General features: G+C 58.6%; 18 protein-coding genes. 9 read left to right on the top strand and 9 right to left on the bottom strand.

Features of this window, described 5'->3' with window-relative positions; translation table 11 throughout:
• Positions 1–26: 26 nt before the first annotated feature.
• Both CLU85_RS06145 and CLU85_RS06150 read right to left on the bottom strand, forming a co-directional pair.
• Positions 27–266, bottom strand: coding sequence for a DUF2933 domain-containing protein (locus tag CLU85_RS06145; protein WP_100409514.1), 240 nt, complete (start codon positions 264–266; stop codon positions 27–29).
• 211 nt (positions 267–477) lie between these two features.
• Positions 478–894, bottom strand: coding sequence for a DUF305 domain-containing protein (locus tag CLU85_RS06150; RefSeq protein WP_232727743.1), 417 nt, complete (start codon positions 892–894; stop codon positions 478–480).
• A gap of 1,270 nt (positions 895–2,164) precedes the next feature.
• Here CLU85_RS06150 and CLU85_RS06165 point away from each other — a divergent pair.
• Both CLU85_RS06165 and CLU85_RS06170 read left to right on the top strand, forming a co-directional pair.
• A complete protein-coding gene (locus tag CLU85_RS06165) occupies positions 2,165–2,536 on the top strand; it encodes a hypothetical protein (RefSeq protein ID WP_100409518.1) in 372 nt (123 codons plus the stop codon).
• Between the two features lie 88 nt (positions 2,537–2,624).
• Complete coding sequence (locus CLU85_RS06170) at positions 2,625–3,152, top strand: DUF4148 domain-containing protein (RefSeq protein WP_100409519.1); 528 nt, start codon at positions 2,625–2,627, stop codon at positions 3,150–3,152.
• A 138-nt stretch (positions 3,153–3,290) separates the two neighbouring features.
• On the opposite strand, the gene fliE is transcribed toward CLU85_RS06170, so the two are convergent.
• From fliE to CLU85_RS06190, 4 genes are all read right to left on the bottom strand, one after another.
• Positions 3,291–3,599 carry a flagellar hook-basal body complex protein FliE gene (gene fliE, locus CLU85_RS06175; RefSeq protein WP_100409520.1) on the bottom strand — a complete coding sequence of 103 codons (309 nt, stop codon included), beginning with the start codon at positions 3,597–3,599 and terminating at the stop codon, positions 3,291–3,293.
• A gap of 219 nt (positions 3,600–3,818) precedes the next feature.
• Entirely contained in the window at positions 3,819–5,081 is a 1,263-nt protein-coding gene (locus tag CLU85_RS06180; protein WP_100409521.1) for a type II restriction endonuclease, read from the bottom strand.
• Positions 5,074–6,480, bottom strand: a complete 1,407-nt coding sequence (locus CLU85_RS06185) for a heavy metal sensor histidine kinase (RefSeq protein WP_100409522.1) — start codon at positions 6,478–6,480, stop codon at positions 5,074–5,076. Before CLU85_RS06185 ends, CLU85_RS06180 begins: the two co-directional genes overlap by 8 nt.
• A complete protein-coding gene (locus CLU85_RS06190) occupies positions 6,477–7,163 on the bottom strand; it encodes a heavy metal response regulator transcription factor (protein WP_100409523.1) in 687 nt (228 codons plus the stop codon). Before CLU85_RS06190 ends, CLU85_RS06185 begins: the two co-directional genes overlap by 4 nt.
• A gap of 229 nt (positions 7,164–7,392) precedes the next feature.
• Between CLU85_RS06190 and CLU85_RS06195 the strand changes: the two genes are divergently transcribed.
• The 6 genes from CLU85_RS06195 to CLU85_RS06220 all read left to right on the top strand — a co-directional run bounded on the left by CLU85_RS06195 (position 7,393) and on the right by CLU85_RS06220 (position 11,763).
• The gene (locus CLU85_RS06195; protein WP_232727744.1) at positions 7,393–7,626 is read left to right on the top strand and encodes a hypothetical protein; all 234 of its coding nucleotides are present in this window, start codon (positions 7,393–7,395) and stop codon (positions 7,624–7,626) included.
• A complete protein-coding gene (locus CLU85_RS06200; protein WP_100409525.1) occupies positions 7,623–9,056 on the top strand; it encodes a TolC family protein in 1,434 nt (477 codons plus the stop codon). The genes CLU85_RS06195 and CLU85_RS06200 overlap by 4 nt, the downstream gene beginning before the upstream one ends.
• A gap of 20 nt (positions 9,057–9,076) precedes the next feature.
• A complete protein-coding gene (locus CLU85_RS06205; protein ID WP_100409526.1) occupies positions 9,077–10,489 on the top strand; it encodes a multicopper oxidase family protein in 1,413 nt (470 codons plus the stop codon).
• Positions 10,490–10,528: 39 nt separating this feature from the next.
• Positions 10,529–11,014: a plastocyanin/azurin family copper-binding protein gene (locus tag CLU85_RS06210; protein WP_100409527.1), complete on the top strand. Its 486-nt coding sequence runs from the start codon at positions 10,529–10,531 to the stop codon at positions 11,012–11,014.
• A 41-nt stretch (positions 11,015–11,055) separates the two neighbouring features.
• The gene (locus CLU85_RS06215; protein WP_100409528.1) at positions 11,056–11,394 is read left to right on the top strand and encodes a copper-binding protein; all 339 of its coding nucleotides are present in this window, start codon (positions 11,056–11,058) and stop codon (positions 11,392–11,394) included.
• A 75-nt stretch (positions 11,395–11,469) separates the two neighbouring features.
• Entirely contained in the window at positions 11,470–11,763 is a 294-nt protein-coding gene (locus CLU85_RS06220) for a hypothetical protein (protein WP_100409529.1), read from the top strand.
• 105 nt (positions 11,764–11,868) lie between these two features.
• Here CLU85_RS06220 and CLU85_RS06225 read toward each other — a convergent pair whose 3' ends face one another.
• Together CLU85_RS06225 and CLU85_RS06230 are read right to left on the bottom strand one after the other, a co-directional pair.
• The gene (locus tag CLU85_RS06225; protein WP_198509144.1) at positions 11,869–12,519 is read right to left on the bottom strand and encodes a hypothetical protein; all 651 of its coding nucleotides are present in this window, start codon (positions 12,517–12,519) and stop codon (positions 11,869–11,871) included.
• 46 nt (positions 12,520–12,565) lie between these two features.
• Complete coding sequence (locus CLU85_RS06230; protein WP_100409530.1) at positions 12,566–12,757, bottom strand: heavy-metal-associated domain-containing protein; 192 nt, start codon at positions 12,755–12,757, stop codon at positions 12,566–12,568.
• Between the two features lie 176 nt (positions 12,758–12,933).
• On the opposite strand from CLU85_RS06230, the gene CLU85_RS06235 reads away from it, so the two are divergent.
• Entirely contained in the window at positions 12,934–15,342 is a 2,409-nt protein-coding gene (locus CLU85_RS06235; protein ID WP_100409531.1) for a heavy metal translocating P-type ATPase, read from the top strand.
• Between the two features lie 375 nt (positions 15,343–15,717).
• On the opposite strand, the gene CLU85_RS06240 is transcribed toward CLU85_RS06235, so the two are convergent.
• Positions 15,718–16,065 (bottom strand): hypothetical protein, encoded by a 348-nt coding sequence (locus CLU85_RS06240; RefSeq protein WP_232727745.1) that lies wholly within the window; start codon positions 16,063–16,065, stop codon positions 15,718–15,720.
• Positions 16,066–16,101: the final 36 nt, after the last annotated feature.

The following is a 16,101-nucleotide window of genomic DNA, read 5'->3' on the forward strand; positions in this document are numbered from 1 at the left end:
TCCCTGAGTGTTGCAGCACTGCGAAGTTATTTTTTGCTTGAATCGCCGTGGTGGGAGCCATGTCCCCCGTGGCCGTGGAATAGGTGCATCAAAGGGCAAGCTAGCAGGAGCAGATACGGCCAATAGCCAGCGATATGCGACCAGTGCTCTCTGAGAAGAAAAAACAAGGCAATCAAAGCGAGCATGACGACGGCACCAATCAGTCTCTTGCTGTTCACTGGAGTGCTGGCTTTGTCCGAATGTCCTACACCGTGGTCATGGTTCATGGTCTTCTCCATAAATAGAGCGTCGAGAAAGTGACGCACCGTATGGAAACAATAAGGCTTAACACGGTGGGAATGTCAAACTGAAAATATACGCTCTTGACCTGAATCAAGTGTCTGAATATCTGTACCGCAGACTGAATCCGAGTGGCGCTGCCCGGACTCGTCGAGCAATGTGCCGAAGAGCCAAGGCAGCAATGCGGAGTACCGAAGGCTATTTGGCAGGTGCTGTGGTTGGCGCGCCATTACGAGCGAGAAACGCATCTAGTACAGCGATCTCTTTCTTCTGCGCAGAAATAATATCCTTCGCCATGCTCAGGAGTTGTGGGTCTTTTCCATCGCGCAATTGGCTCTGTGCCATGTCAATCGCACCTTGATGGTGGATGCGCATCATCCGAGCGAAATCCACATCAGGATTTCCGGACATAGGTACTGAGGCCATCTTGTCGTTGTTTTCCTTCATCATGGATTTCATGTCCATCTTGCCTGGCGGCATTGCCTGATCCATGACAGCGCCTTTCATGCCGGCGTGGGGTGCAGACTGGGCGTGCAGCGACAACGGCATCACCAAAGCGCATGCGAGAAAGGCGATTGCGGGGACGGCTCTAGAGGTTCGGTCAGAATATCTCATAGCGGGACTCCTTGAACGCCATCAAACTGCGGCGGCCATGGCGGCACATTCTTCAGCACATTTGTAGCAAGCAGTGGCACATGCTTGGCAATGCTCGGCTTCATGCCTGGCGCACTCGTCGCCGCAAGCCCTGCAGATCTGAGCGCACATCGCACAAATCGCCTGGGCGTACTCGCTTCGACGCGACATTGCTTCGGCAGCAAAGCTGCAAGCCGCTGCGCAGTCCGCGTCCAGCGCAATGCAGCGCGCCATCATCTTCGCGTCCTCTTCCTTGAGGCAATCTGCGAAACATTGGTTGCAAGCCGTGGCGCACAATCGGCAAGCGTTGATGCAAGACATGTATGGGTTCGGGGTGTGGCTCATCTGGATCTCCTGTTAGGTTGGATAGCTCGCGAAAGTTGCCTTGATCCTTCGCAGCAGGCTGCAAGGAGAATCCATCTTCCGCCGTGAGGGGCCTGCGGCGTTGTAGGCTCGCGCCGACGATTCACTCTGCCTTCGCGCAATTTGCCGCAAAATGAGGTGCAAGATGACGAGAAGTTTTCAGGGTCGTAATCCAGGCGTCATGCTCGCTTCAATCGCCTCCGTCAATTCTCTTGTAACGCTTAGTCAATAGGCCGGCGGATCCAACGCATCAGTGCACACGCATGAAGGGCTCCCAAAAACGCTGGATCGAGCGGCATCGCCAGGGTTTGATCGCGCAGTGAGCATGCGGCCTGCGGCATCGACTTTGACCATACCCAATCTTGGGTGGCTCCAGTAGCGCGTCTTTCCATCCTCCGGCGCCGCTTTGGCGGCCGTCGCCCCGCCGCGCACGTCCTTGTCAGCGGGCGCTGCAAACGCGGCCGCAGTCCCTAGCGACGCAATTGCGATCAACATGGACACAATCATTTCTTTGAACATGGTCTTACTTCCTCATCAGTCATTGAAACGTCAGCTGAGCCGACGGCCACACGCAGCTACAAGACATCAATGTGCAGCGCGGTGACGAGGAGTTTGGGACACATCGACGAACTAGAGGATGAAGCGCGGGTTACGTTTTTGATATGAACGAAGCGCGCGCGGAGCCTTGGATACCCCATCCCGATGAGGTGAAGTAAGCCTCATCTCCAGCTAAATCCTTCTGAATTTTTTTCGTCGCCTCAAACCTGTCAAAAGCGTAATCGGGAGGTCACCGCTTAGTAGGGGTGCGGCTTCTAGACTTCTTTCCGTGGCGCAGAAAAACGCCACCTGGATGGACCATATCGGGCATCCGGCGTCACAGGAGACCATCATGAAAGTTCGTACCGCTATCCTCGCCGCCAGCCTTGCTGCATCCGCTACAGCGTCCTTCGCCACTTCGGTCTACCACGCTAGCCCAAGCCAGGAAGAAGGTGTCAGTCTGGCTCCCGACCACCTGGGCAACGCGGTCAGCCGTCAAGCGGTTGAAAGCACTGTTCTGGCCGCGCAAAAGGACGGGTCGCTGTACTGGATCAGCCGTGGATACCCAGCCACCTATCCGCTCGTCCCCGGTCCCAAGCTCACAAAGACCCGCCAGCAAGTCCTGGATGAGTTGCAGGCCGCCAAACGCAATCCGGTGACCAGCGACGGCATGCGCGACCTGGGAGGCGAGGCAGGTTGGGTCAACGCCCGCCAACTGCCCTGAACCTGAATCCTCCACCGCCCCGCAAACCTCAGAGACCGGCCTGCGGTTGCACCCAAAGGCCACCATTTATCAAGAAGGAAATTCCATCATGAAACTCAAGTCCACCCTTATCGTCCTTTCCCTCATCGCAGCCCCCGCATTTGCTTCGGACCAAGTGGTCAGCAAGACCCGCGAGCAAGTGCTGGCTGAATTGGCGCAGGCTCAGCAAAGCGGCGACATGCTCGCCTCTGGCGAATCGGGTATGACACTCAAACAGATCAATCCTGGTGCCTATCCCGTGGCTACTTCGACTCAGGTCAGCAAATCCCGAGAGCAAGTGCGAGACGAGCTGGAGCAGGCCATCCGTACCGGGGACATCATGGTGGCTGGTGAATTCGGCGTCAAACGCAACGAACTCATGGCAAGCCGCTTTCCCATTGTGACGGGCAAGTCGCTGAAGACACGAGAGCAGGTCAGGAGTGAACTGGCACGAGCCCTTCGCGAGGGCGAAGTCGTCGCAGTGGGCGAAGACGGCCGCAAGCTCAACGAAATCTACCCGGACCGCTATCACGCCGCGCAGCACGATGCCATGGCCGCCACCTCGGACGCATCCTCAAAGGCGGCTCGGTTTCAGTGAGGTTTACCTGGCGGTCGGCGGCTGAGCTGGACGGGCCTTTGGAACGGGCCCGCCTCCAGCGAGACCGCAAGGCGCCTAGACAGTTCTTTCGCCAGGTGCGCGCGGCATCTGCTTTTGTCTCACGACTCGCTCCGAGTATCAGACCTGCATGTTCATCACATCGGTGTAGGCCTGAACAATTCGATTGCGGGTTTGCAAGGTTGCCTGAAACGCAATATTCGATTTGACTCCAGCGAACATCGCTTCTTCCAAACTGACCGTGGGATTGCCCAATGTGACCTCGCGGCTCAGGCGACCAGACGCACTCTGTAACTGGCTTGTGGTTGAAAGCGCCTGCTTCATCGCGTCCAGAAAACCGCCTTCCTGGATGCCCGGTGCTTTGGGTACAGAGTTTCCGAGCGAACTGACAGGCAACAGTGCATCCAATGGCTTTGTCGTGACGTCCATGCCGAGGCTTTCTGGGGGCGAAAAGTTTTAGAAGTTCCGCCTGGACAGCTGTACCGAGGCGAAGCCCAATCGTAGAGATTGGGCTTCGCCCTGTAGCTTTCGCAACGCAAGGCGCGACCCGTCAATCCTGCGGTTCGGGATAACAGGAATTTCATCTTGCCGACATTGCCGCCCGAGGGGCCGAGCCAAGGTGAAGCGCGCCGCATGAATAGCCGTAGCTCACAGCCGTTGCGATATTTCCATCAGCGGCTTGATGCTCGATCCAAAGCGGCTCATCGAAGCGTGGTTCTGTTGCAACTGGCTGTACGGCAGGTATCGGATTCCCAACTCCGACACCCGGGAAAAAGCAGGCCGTTGAAGCTGCTCCACCACCTTGTCTCTGCGATTGTCTGGAGCCACCAGAAACAGCGCACAGTTGCCTGCAACCGGCGTGCCAAGAGCCAGATCGAGCATGCGCACGATGCCCGAATAGATGGACGTGGTGTGCTCCACTTCAAATGCGGCAGCAACCTGTGATGTCAGGGAATCAATCCATACAACATCAATCAGCCGAATCGACTCCAGTCCCCGGTCCACACTGGCGGGCAACTGAGCCAGACATCCATCTCCCAGCAAGCCGTTGCCATGAATGCGCCCCCGATCGTTGGAGGCAATCCAGACATCGAAGCCCAAGGCTCTGCCAAGATCACGCAGCGAGGCTTGGACATCCGTGTGGGTTGCATCGCTCTCCGTAGCCTGCGACAGTTCCTTTTGCAACGCAGTCGATTGCTGTCGCACACGTTCTAAATCCTGTTGCCACAGCACTGCAGCTGCTGCATCCATCGCCAGGGGCGGTGCTACAAGTCTCCCACTGCCGATATCAAACATGAGCCCTGAGATCGCGCCCAAATCGTTCGAGAGCTTCAGGCGGTACTGAGCGTTCAAGCGCAGCAGGCGCTCTCGCATGGAGAGATAGTGGTCCCATCGCCCGAGCTTTACGCGTACGCCAGTCACGGCATTGAACCCATTGACGATGGCTGTATTGAAAGGAGAGACCAGCGTCGGGTGTATGAAGTAGAGCAAGTTGGCGACCGCTGGCCCCAGACCCTTGATGCCAACTGCATCAATTCGCTGAATAGCGGCCACCACGTCTTCCGCGCAGTCGCAGTGATCGCACATGTGAAGAAGGTCTGCAAAGGCGCGCTGATTGCTTGCGTTCTCGTAGATGTCGGGAATCCGCAATTTGGGTTTCCAGAGGAACGCGTGGTCTGCCCCCCTGAAAATCTGGCGCTGCTCCGCCACAGAACCCACGATCGTCTCCAGCGAAGAGCCACGGTAGGCATTGCCAAATGTTCCAGCGCGGATGTCTTCCACCACCTGTGCGATGCCTCGGCGAATCGAACGGAAGTTCTTGATCCGTTGGTCCCACAAGAACCAGGTGTTGTAAGTGCTGCTCGGGTCAGTCTTCCAGCAGTCTATGAGGGTTGCAAGCGGGTCATGCATCTGTCGTGAGGTGCTTGCCAATGCTTTGTGCACTGGGGAAATACATCGAAAAACAAGTCCTGCCATCGGCCGAACTCACGGAAAACCGCCCCCGGTGCGCATGAACAATCGCCTGGGTGATGGACAAGCCCAGGCCCGCGCCGTCCGAGTCCAGCTGCTTGCGCGACTTGTCCGCCCGAAAGAAGCGGTCAAACAGGCGGGGCATGATCTGCGCATCGATGGAGGGTCCAGTGTTGACGACGTCCACGGTGGTTCCGTGCAGATCCCCTTGGATGTCCACGACCACCTGCTCGCCTGGCGGGGTGTAGCGAATGGCGTTGGACAGGAGATTGCTCAGCGCCCGGCGCAGCATCAGTCGGTCGCCGGTGATCTCTGCCGCACCGATCAGCTGCAAATGGACCTGTTTCTCTTCCGCAAGGGCTTCGTAGAAATCAAAGAGAGCTTGGGCTTCAGCATGGACCTCAATCTTCTCTGTGCTGGGAAGAATGAGACCGTGGTCCGCCTTCGCCAGGAACAACATGTCCGCAACCATGCGCGCCAGTCGCTGGTACTCCTCCGCGTTGGACGCGAGGATGTCACGGTACTCGTGCGGGGAGCGTGCCTGGCTGAGGGTGACCTGTGTTTGGGTCATCAGGTTGTTGATGGGTGTGCGCAGTTCATGGGCCAGGTCCGACGAAAACTCGGACAACCGGTCGAACTCCTCCTTCAGGCGCCGGAGCATCTCGTTGAGGGTGGTCGCCAGGTCGGCCATCTCCACCGGAAACTCCTCGGTTGGCATCCGCTCGTCCAGCCGCTGCGCCGTGATCGCCATGGCGCGAGACCGCATGGTCCGAAGTGGGGCCAAGCCATTCTTTGCGGCCCACCAACCCAGTATTCCCGCCACCAGAGTGGCTAACGCCACGTAACCCACTAGCGTCTGAATCAAGGCGTACATGAAGTGCTTGTGGTGGGCAATGTCAACTGCCACCCAAACCTGCAGCGGCGGCTCGGCGGAACCTGGCAATGTCACAGATGCTGACATTCCTCGGTACTCCCGCTCTGCGGTTTTCCAGGATGCAACCCCCAGTCGGGCCTGCTGGGTCTGGGCGATGAGGTCCTCTGGAAACTGGAAATCCGGAGTCGCGTAGAGCGGATCTCTGTCACGGAAAACGCTGACAAAAAGGCCCTCATGGCTGTGCAAAACGTCGTCCAGCCGCATTTTGAGGTCCTGCGGTGACGAGGCTTTTCCTATGACCTCGCGTGTGAGGTGGATCTTGTCGCGCAGTGCATCGCGGTCGAGTTCCACAAAATGCCGGTCAATGGAAATAGCGATGAGAGTCCCCAGGCCAACGAGCACGAGCCCGGACGCCAACGTAAAGAAGGCTGTCAGCCGTGTCGTGAGCGAGTACCGGGATTTCACGCACTCTCCTGCGGCGCCTCAAGCACATACCCCATGCCTCGCACCGTCTGAATCAGTTTGGCGTCATAGGCATCGTCAACTTTGCCCCGAAGCCGGCGCATTGCAACCTCGACTACATTGGAATCGCTGTCGAAATTCATATCCCACACCTGCGACGCAATCAGAGAACGGGGCAAAACTTCCCCTTGGCGACGCATCAGCAGTTCAAGCAGACCGAACTCCTTGGGCGTGAGGTCAATGCGCTTACCGGACCTGCTGACCCGACGCCGAAGAAGGTCCAGCTCAAGATCGGCCACCTGGAGAATCGTCACCTCGGCGCCATTGCGGCCGCGCCTCAGGATCGTCCGCGCCCTTGCCAACAATTCGGCAAATGAAAACGGCTTGACCAAATAGTCGTCTGCGCCCAACTCCAGACCTTTGATGCGGTCCTGAACCTGATCCTTTGCCGTGAGAAATAACACGGGCATCTCAAGGCCACGGCGACGCATATTGGTGAGGACCTGCCAGCCGTCCATCCGAGGGAGCATCACATCCAGGATCACCAGATCGTAGTCTTCCTCTTGAGCCAGACGCAGGCCATCGACACCGTTGTGAACCAGATCTGCGTTGAATCCTGCTTCACGCAAGCCTTGACGCAGGTATTCCCCGGTTTTGAGTTCATCCTCAACGATCAGTATCTTCACAAGACCTCCTTGGCTCTGCAAGAGGTCGCCAGTGTGCCTGCAGATTTCTGCCTTTCTTGAACATGACAAATATGTAATCAAGCCGTTATGTCTTTGGAAGCCAATAACTCACACAATGCGTTGCATCAAAACGCATGGTGAATCTATGAGAAATTCTTGGCTTTCACGACTTAACTCAATCCCCTGGCTGGCCGCAGCACTGCTGGCACCTTCTCTGGCACTTGCTCAGATGCCGGACGGTGCCTCCGAGAAGGTGGATTACCAACTCTCGTACCGTTCAGCTCTCACGGGCTATGAGGTTTACAAGGAGCAATCCGTACAGCCTTGGAAGGCCGCCAACGACAAAGTGGGTGAAATCGGAGGATGGCGGGCCTATGCCAAGGAAATGCGCCAATCCGCACCCGCAGCGGGTCAGGACCAACCAGCCCAAGGCCATGACGCACACCACGGGGGCAAACAATGAGCCGCCCCCTGCGTATGCCCCGCGCCAAACTCGTGATCGCTGTTGCCGCAGTTGCGGTTTTGTCTGGCTGTGCCAGCGTGAACCTGGAGCAAAACATCTCCAGCGCCAACGCAGCAACCAGCAGTTTCACGGACGGCAAACTCACCTTGGCCCGAGCCAAGAATGAGCAAGAGGCCTTGCGCCGGCGTGCCTCGGACTTGTTGGCCAAACCGCTCAGTCAACAGGATGCCGTTCAACTCGCTCTGGTCAATAGCCCGTCCCTGCAAGCCATCGTGGCTCAAAACTGGGCAGATTCTTCTACGGCAGCCCAGTCGGGTCGCATTGCCAACCCCATTCTGAGCCTGGAGCGCGTTCGCCTGGGCAGCGAGACGGAGATCGGCCGCATCCTGTCCTTCGGCCTGCTGGACCTGCTGACCTTGCCGACACGCAAAGGCATCGCCGAGCAGCGCATCAAGCAGACCCAGTTGCGCCTGAGCAGCGACGTAGTGGACCAAGTCACGCAGGTACGTCAGGCCTGGGTCCGGGCTGTCGCCGCGCAACAGACACTGGCATACACCCAACAGGTCGTCGCAAGTGCTCAAGCCAGCGCTGAGTTGGCCAAGCGCATGCAGGCAGTGGGCAATTTCAACAAGCTCGATCGTGTGCGCCAGCAAGCGTTCTACGCCGACACTGCGACCCAGCTGGCCAGTGCGCAGCACCAGGTCACGGCAGCCCGTGAGGAGCTGGTGCGGCTGCTAGGCCTGGACGATAGCCAAGCCCAACAGCTCAAGTTGCCTGAACGCCTTCCCACACTTCCCAAGGAGCCGCTGTCTCCATCGGACGCTGGCCGTCAGGCTTCGAAGGGTCGGCTGGATCTGCAGATCGCGAAGGCCGATTACGACGCAGCCGCACGCGCGCAAGGCTGGAACACGATCACGACCTTCACGGACATTGAACTGGGAGTACGGCGCGACTCTGTCTTCGATGCGGCCGAGAACACCCACTCAACGCGACGAGGCTTTGAGATCAGCCTGCAGTTGCCCATTTTTGATTGGGGAGGTATGCGGCGCGACGCCATGAGCGCGCAGACCCTGGCTGCGGCCAACCGCCTGGAAGCTACCGCCCGCGCGGCGGGATCCAACCTGCGCGAAAGCTACTCAGCCTATCGCACGGCATACGACATCGCGCGCCACCACCGCGACGAAGTGATCCCGCTGCGTAAGAGCATCTCTGAAGAAAACCAGCTTCGCTACAACGGGATGCTGATCAGCGTCTTTGAACTACTTGCCGACTCCCGCGACCAGGTGAACTCGGTAATGGCGGCTCTGAACGCTGAACAACAGTTCTGGCTAGCGGACGCGGCCCTCCAGGCCTCCCTCATTGGCAAGCCAACCAGCACTGGCGTCTCGGGCGGTGGCGCAGCCGCTGCCGAAGCTGGCGCAGGCCACTGATCCCCTCAAGGAAACCAAACATGAATTCAAGAAGAGATTTTTTCCGATTTGCGGGCATCGCCGGAGGGGCCGTGGCCGCAGCGAGTGTGAGCCGAGTGGCGATGGCAGCACTGCCGGAACCCGTGTACCAGACAAGTCCAGACACCATGGCGCCGCTCGTACCCAACTCCGGGCGCCCCTACAACCCGGTGGTCACGCTGAACGGCTGGACGCTGCCCTGGCGCATGAATCAGGGGGTCAAGGAGTTTCACCTGGTGGCAGAACCGGTGGTGCGCGAAATGGCCCCTGGCTTCAAGGCGCACCTTTGGGGGTACAACGGCCAAAGTCCGGGCCCCACCATCGAAGTGGTGGAAGGCGACCGCGTTCGAATTTTTGTGACCAACAAGCTGCCCGAGCACACCAGCATCCACTGGCATGGCCAGCGTTTGCCCAACGGCATGGACGGTGTGGCAGGGCTGAACCAGCCCGCGATTCAGTCGGGCAAAACCTTTGTCTACGAATTCGTGGCGCGCCGTCCAGGTACCTTCATGTACCACCCGCACGCCGACGAGATGACCCAGATGGCCATGGGCATGATGGGCTTCTGGATTACGCATCCGAAGACCAAGCATCCGCTGATTGATGAAGTGAATCGAGACTTTTGCTTCCTGCTCAGTGCCTACGACATTGAGCCCGGCGCCGCCACGCCCAAGGTCGCGGAGATGCTGAACTTCAATCTGTGGACATGGAACAGCCGCATCTTTCCCGGCATCGACTCCTTGAATGTCCGGCTTAACGACAAGGTGCGCATTCGCATCGGCAACCTCACCATGACCAACCACCCGATGCATTTGCACGGTCATGAGTTTTTGGTCACCGGCACGGATGGTGGTCCCACACCCAAGAGTACCCGTCTGTATGAAGTGACCACCGACGTGGCCGTTGGACAGATGCGCCAGATTGAGTTCCTCGCGGACGAAGAAGGCGACTGGGCGTTCCACTGCCACAAGAGCCACCACACCATGAATGCAATGGGTCACGACATTCCCACCATGATTGGCGTGGACCACCGGGGCGTTGCCAAGAAGATCAACAACCTGATTCCCGACTACATGGTCATGGGCGAGCGCGGCATGGCAGACATGACGGAAATGGAGATGCCCATCCCGGACAACACCATTCCCATGATGACCGGAGAAGGCCCGTTCGGCTCGGTCGAAATGGGCGGGATGTTCAGTGTCTTGAAGGTGCGCCGCGACCAGAAACCGGGCGACTACAAGAACCCGGGTTGGTACAAGAACCCTGAGGGCACGGTGGCCTACGAGTACACCGGTCCGATGGCTGAACCGGCCCGCTTCAAGGCCGAGGGCGGGCAGTCCATGCCTCGCAAAGAGAAGTCCAGCTCGGACACTGTCGTCAAGGTCAAAAAGCCGTCTTCACACAGCGGCCACTGATCGCTACGTTCCACATCACTTCAACAACCCAAGGCAACTATGAAACGCACTCTTTCCCTGATCGCAGCCTCCGCCCTGGTGGCTCTGTCCTTTAGCAGCTTTGCAGGTGGCACTCACAGCGGTGGTCACGGCCACGCAAGCGAGGAGTCAGCCATCGGTCAACCCGGCAAGGCTGCCAAGGTGACCCGCACGATCAACGTGGACATGGCTGACACCATGCGCTTCACGCCGGCAGCAATCTCCGTCAAGCAGGGCGAAACCATCAAGTTCGTGATCAAGAACAGTGGCCAGGTCAAGCACGAGTTCAGCCTGGGTACCGAGGCCGAGCTCAAGGAACACTACGAGACCATGAAGAAGTTTCCCGAGATGGAGCATGACGAGCCCAGCAAGATCTCCCTCGCACCAGGCAAACAGGGCGAAATCATCTGGCAATTCACCAAAGCCGGTGATGTGAATTTTGCGTGCCTGTACCCAGGCCACTACGACGCTGGCATGAAGGGCCAGGTCAAGGTCTCCAAGAAGTAAATCCCGGGTTGCTGTGCCAACCCACTGAACAAGGAGCATTTATGAAGAAAACCAACACTACTATCGCCACCGTACTGCTAGCGATGGCCGCGCTGCTGCCGGTCTCGACCATGGCGCAGGTTGCAGCGGATGCCGCCAAGTCGTCCACCGCCGCAGCCTCCATGACCGATGGCGAGGTTCGCAAGATCGATAAGGACACCAGCAAGATCACCATCAAGCACGGGGAGATCAAGCATCTGGAGATGCCGGGCATGACCATGGTGTTCAACGCCAAAGACAAAGCCCTGCTCGACAAGGTACAGGTCGGCGACAAGGTCAGCTTTATGGTGGTCAGCGAGGGCGGAAAGATGGTCGTGACAGCCATCGAGCCAGCCAAGTAAGCCAAGCAATTCAGAGACACAGCCCTCAATCAGAGGGATTTACTCACTCGTGCGGCATTGCCGCGAAAGAAAACCATGAAAACTCTTCTTATTGCCCTCGCACTGACAGCCGCGTCGTCCGCTTTTGCAGCCGGTGATACCCAGGAAGCAACGCCTAATACCAACTCCAAGGCGCAAGCGCATGGAGAGGAACATAAGAAAGCCCGCCCCGCGACCCCCCTCAAGCGCGCCAATGACGGCAGCACCGCCCGGGGAGAAGGCTCTGGAATGGCCACGATGAGCAAGTCCGAATCGCGCGGGCAAGACAAGGCTAACGAGCGTGAAGCCAAGCCTCACAAGGAAACGAGCCAAGGGACCACTCCCAAGTAACGGCAGCGATTCGCTCACCAGTCGACTCCGTGGTAGGCCTGCTAAGTGTTTCGGTGAGCGAAAACTCCAGAGTTGTTGAAACCTCATTTGTTTTTCGGTCAAGCATCAGCACCCGCAAATCGGCTTCCCCATTTGACCAGAATCATCGCTGCTGACGCCTGAAGGCAATGGTGCGCTGAAGGCACTCACCATTGGCCCGCTATACACGGGTGCAAAGCCCCCGTCCACTGTACGGAAGTTGGTGGTCTGTCCTTGATACAAGCGAGCGGCCAACCAAATGACAGATCCCTCATAGGTGTACGCCCGCATATCAAACTTCATAGTCTGTCCGGCACCATCCGCGTTGACCTTGCGCTCACCTGGTGCCACCAACGCCTGCGCAACATACTCCCCGGCCAAGATCTCCCCCCAGACGCGCTTGGTCAGTTTGTCTCCACGATAGGCAGCACGGCTGCCAAACCCAGCAACTGGCTTGAAGAATAAACTCCGCCGCCCCTCCCAGAGGCGTTGTGCGTCTTCAGGCATGACAACTTCAGTGTGGGGCACATGTTCCAGCAGGACTTTCTGCGTCGCATCTGGTACACCCAGCGCGCTCATCCGCAATGCATCGCTGAACAGCGCAAGGTTGCGCTTGTCCGCGTACAGCGCGTGAGCTTGAGGGTTCGGTGTCAAAACCACTCCGTCCTGGATGTGTGCCTCACGCAAGGCCTCGCTGCCGGGCTCTTCAAGGTAGAAGTCCGTCAACCGGTTGTACACGATGTCAATGTCAAGGCCCCGGACAGTCCTCGGAGCACGACGCCACTCAGGCGGGGGGGTACCCGGCTTCGGTCAATGCTTCGGCGAGCGTCGCGCGGTCTTCAGTGCTTTGGACAGTGACGGTGCGCTTTGCCATGTCCACCTGGACCTTGCTCTCCGGGTCAGTCATCTGCAGTGTCTGGCTCACCATTCCAGCACAGTGACCGCAGGTCATGTCGGGAAGTTGGAATTCATGCATTTTTTCACCTCTTGGAGAAAAGTTAAGAGGTGTCCAGTCTCGGGTTTGCCACGGGGGGAAGGTCAAGTCCGTTGGTGGTCCGAAGCCGCGTGTTCGCCACTTGTGTCTCCCACCGTGTCAAGCCTGACAGTTCGACTGCCGGTAACTGCCGGAGCCAAACACTTCTTGGAGTTGACATGAATGCCACAGCCATCGAGGCGCTAACGTCCGCCTCTCTTTCGAACACACAGCTGAATTTCCCTATTTCGGGCATGACTTGCGGCTCCTGTGTTGGGCGGGTCGAAAAGGCTCTCAGAGCCGTGCCGGGTGTCCGTGAGGTGACCGTGAATATCGCTACTGAGCGGGCTTCAGTGGTTGTCGCGTCATCAGTGGAGGTACCCACCCTGGCGGCAGCGGTGCAAAAGGCAGGCTACGCCGTGCCAGAAGAGTTACTGGAGCTCTCGATTGAGGGGATGACGTGCGCGTCGTGCGTCGGCCGGGTCGAAAAAGCGCTGAACTCCGTGCCTGGCGTTAAACATGCGGAGGTCAATCTGGCGACTGAGCGAGCGCAGGTTCGCTTCGATGCGGGAGTCAGGCCCGACCGTTTGGTCGCCGCCGTCGTGAGGGCGGGCTACGAGGCACAGGTGGTGGACGCGAGCACTCCGTCAGAAGCCGGGAAACAGTCTGCGCCCTGGTGGCCCGTTGCACTGGCGGCCGGCCTATCCGCGCCCCTTGTGCTGCCCATGTTGGGCATGCTGTTTGGTCAAGACTGGGCACTCAACGGTTGGATTCAGCTGGCCTTGGCCACACCTGTGCAGTTCTGGCTGGGCGCACGGTTCTACCGTGCCGGCTGGAAGGCCCTGCGCGCCGGTGCCGGAAACATGGATTTGCTGGTTGCATTGGGTACGTCTGCCGGGTACGGATTGAGCTTGTACCTGTTGTTCAAGCATGCAGAACACGGCACACCTCACCTGTACTTCGAGGCCTCAGCCGTCATCGTGACCCTCGTTCTGCTTGGAAAGTGGCTGGAAGCCCGAGCAAAGCACCAAACCACGGAGGCGATCCGGGCGTTGCACGCGCTGCGGCCGGAGATTGCGCGTGTTCGCACGGAGGCTGGCGACTTTGATCTGCCGCTCGCGCGGGTGAAAGTAGGAGATACGGTGGTGATTCGTCCTGGGGAGAGAGTTCCGGTGGACGGATCGGTGATCGAGGGAGCCAGCCAAGTGGATGAGTCGCTGATTACCGGAGAGAGCTTGCCCGTCGCGAAGCATGTCGGTGACAAAGTGACCGGGGGCGCCGTCAACGCAGAAGGCTTGTTGCTGGTTCGAACTACCGCTATTGGGGCCGAGTCCACGTTGTCGCGGATCGTCCGCATGGTCGAGTCGGCGCAAGCAAAGAAGGCACCGATTCAACGGATAGTTGATGAGGTCAGTGCCGTCTTTGTCCCCGTCGTCCTCGGCCTTGCCGCAATCACGCTGGTAGGCTGGGGTGTTGCCACAGGCAATTGGGAACAGGCGATTCTCAATGCCGTCGCGGTGCTGGTCATCGCGTGTCCATGCGCGCTCGGTTTGGCGACTCCCACTGCGATCATGGCAGGCACAGGCGTTGCCGCACGTCACGGCATCTTGATTAAGGATGCGGAGGCACTTGAGGTCGCCCACCGCATCGACACCGTTGCTTTTGATAAGACAGGCACCCTGACTGAAGGCAAGCCCACGTTGGCGGCAGCGATTCCTTCTGATCAGCATGGCGAGCAGCTACTGCCATTTGCTGCGGCCATTCAAAACGGTAGCGAGCACCCGTTGGCAAAGGCGGTGATGGATGCAGCGCGTGCTAAGGGATTGATCGTCCCTCGGGCCACCGAGGTGACTGCCGTTGCTGGCCGGGGTATGTCCGCTACGGTCAAAGGACGCCAGATACGCCTAGGAAGTACCCGTTACATGGATGAGCTGGGCGTGAATACGGCAAACCTGGCGGTGGCGGCAGCACAAATGCAGCAAGAGGGACGCACCGTATCGTGGCTTGCCGATGTGACCGACGCCCCTGCCGTAATGGGTCTGTTAGCGTTCGGAGATACCGTCAAACGCAGCTCGCAACAGGCCATTGCACAGCTGCACAGCCTTGGCATCCAGACCGTTCTGATCACCGGTGACAACAAAGGAAGCGCTGAGGCGGTGGCGCGCGCCTTGGGCATCGATCAGGTCCGCGCCGAGGTGCTGCCGGAAGGCAAGGCAAATATTGTTGTCCAGCTCAAAGCGGGCGGCAGGCACGTTGCAATGGTCGGCGACGGGATCAACGATGCCCCCGCTTTGGCGGCTGCAAACGTGGGCATCGCCATGTCCACGGGTACGGACGTGGCCATGCATGCGGCAGGCATCACTCTCATGCGCGGTGACCCCGCGCTTATCGCCGATGCCATCGATATCTCTCGGCGCACATACGCGAAGATCCGCCAAAACTTGTTTTGGGCATTCGCGTACAACGTTGTCGGAATCCCCTTGGCCGCGTTTGGATTCTTAAACCCCATGGTGGCTGGAGCTGCCATGGCCCTAAGCAGCGTTAGTGTGGTGGGCAACGCTCTACTGCTGCGGTCTTGGAAGAGGTGAACCCAGTTCTCCTGACGCCGAGCCTTGTCGCTCTTCACATTAATGATGCGTTTGTGCAGTTTTCTGAACAAAAGTCAGCGCTTTGATCAAGATGGTGAACAGTCGAAACTGTCCTTTCACCATGCCCGAATCGTTGGATCGATCACACAGTTCGTCTGTCTTGTCTACATGGGACGAGGTCCTGGACGCTGACTGTGTGCCCTTCGGTGGACATGGCCCCAACCGCGGCCGAGTTGGCGTCGCTTGTGTTGGGTGAGCATCGCGGACGGATTGCAGCCCTGCGCTGCAGGAAGCGTGTTGTGCGGAGGTACGCTCCCAAAGAACCAGCGCCCTGAGGCCAGAGACTGCCTGTATATGGCGCACCCCGTCCCGCCCTCAGCGAACTTTGCGCACTGTTTGCGGTTGCTCACAGTCCCATGCGTTGAAGTAAACCTCGTCGCCTACTCCAATGCCAGAGCCCTGGTCAACTTGGGCGAAGTGCCCACGGGTCCGGGTGACTTGTCGCCATCGGATGACTGCAACCTGGTGGGTGGGACCGAGTTCCATCTGCTTGCAGCGCGAGCCGCCCGTCTTCAAGAAGTCGTCCGCCGGGATCAGCTTGGTCACTTTGCCGACCCTCCAGCCTTCGGACCAAGCGTACCGGTCCTCGTAGACAGGTGTGCTGCAGCCGGAGATCGCAAGGAATGTCAGCGCAGCAGCTGACAAGAGCATTGATTTTTTCATCATGAAATTTCCTTAGCCGCTGTCTCGGTACCGCTC

Origin of the sequence: Acidovorax sp. 69, from assembly GCF_002797445.1 — a bacterium.
Taxonomy (GTDB): domain Bacteria; phylum Pseudomonadota; class Gammaproteobacteria; order Burkholderiales; family Burkholderiaceae_C; genus Acidovorax.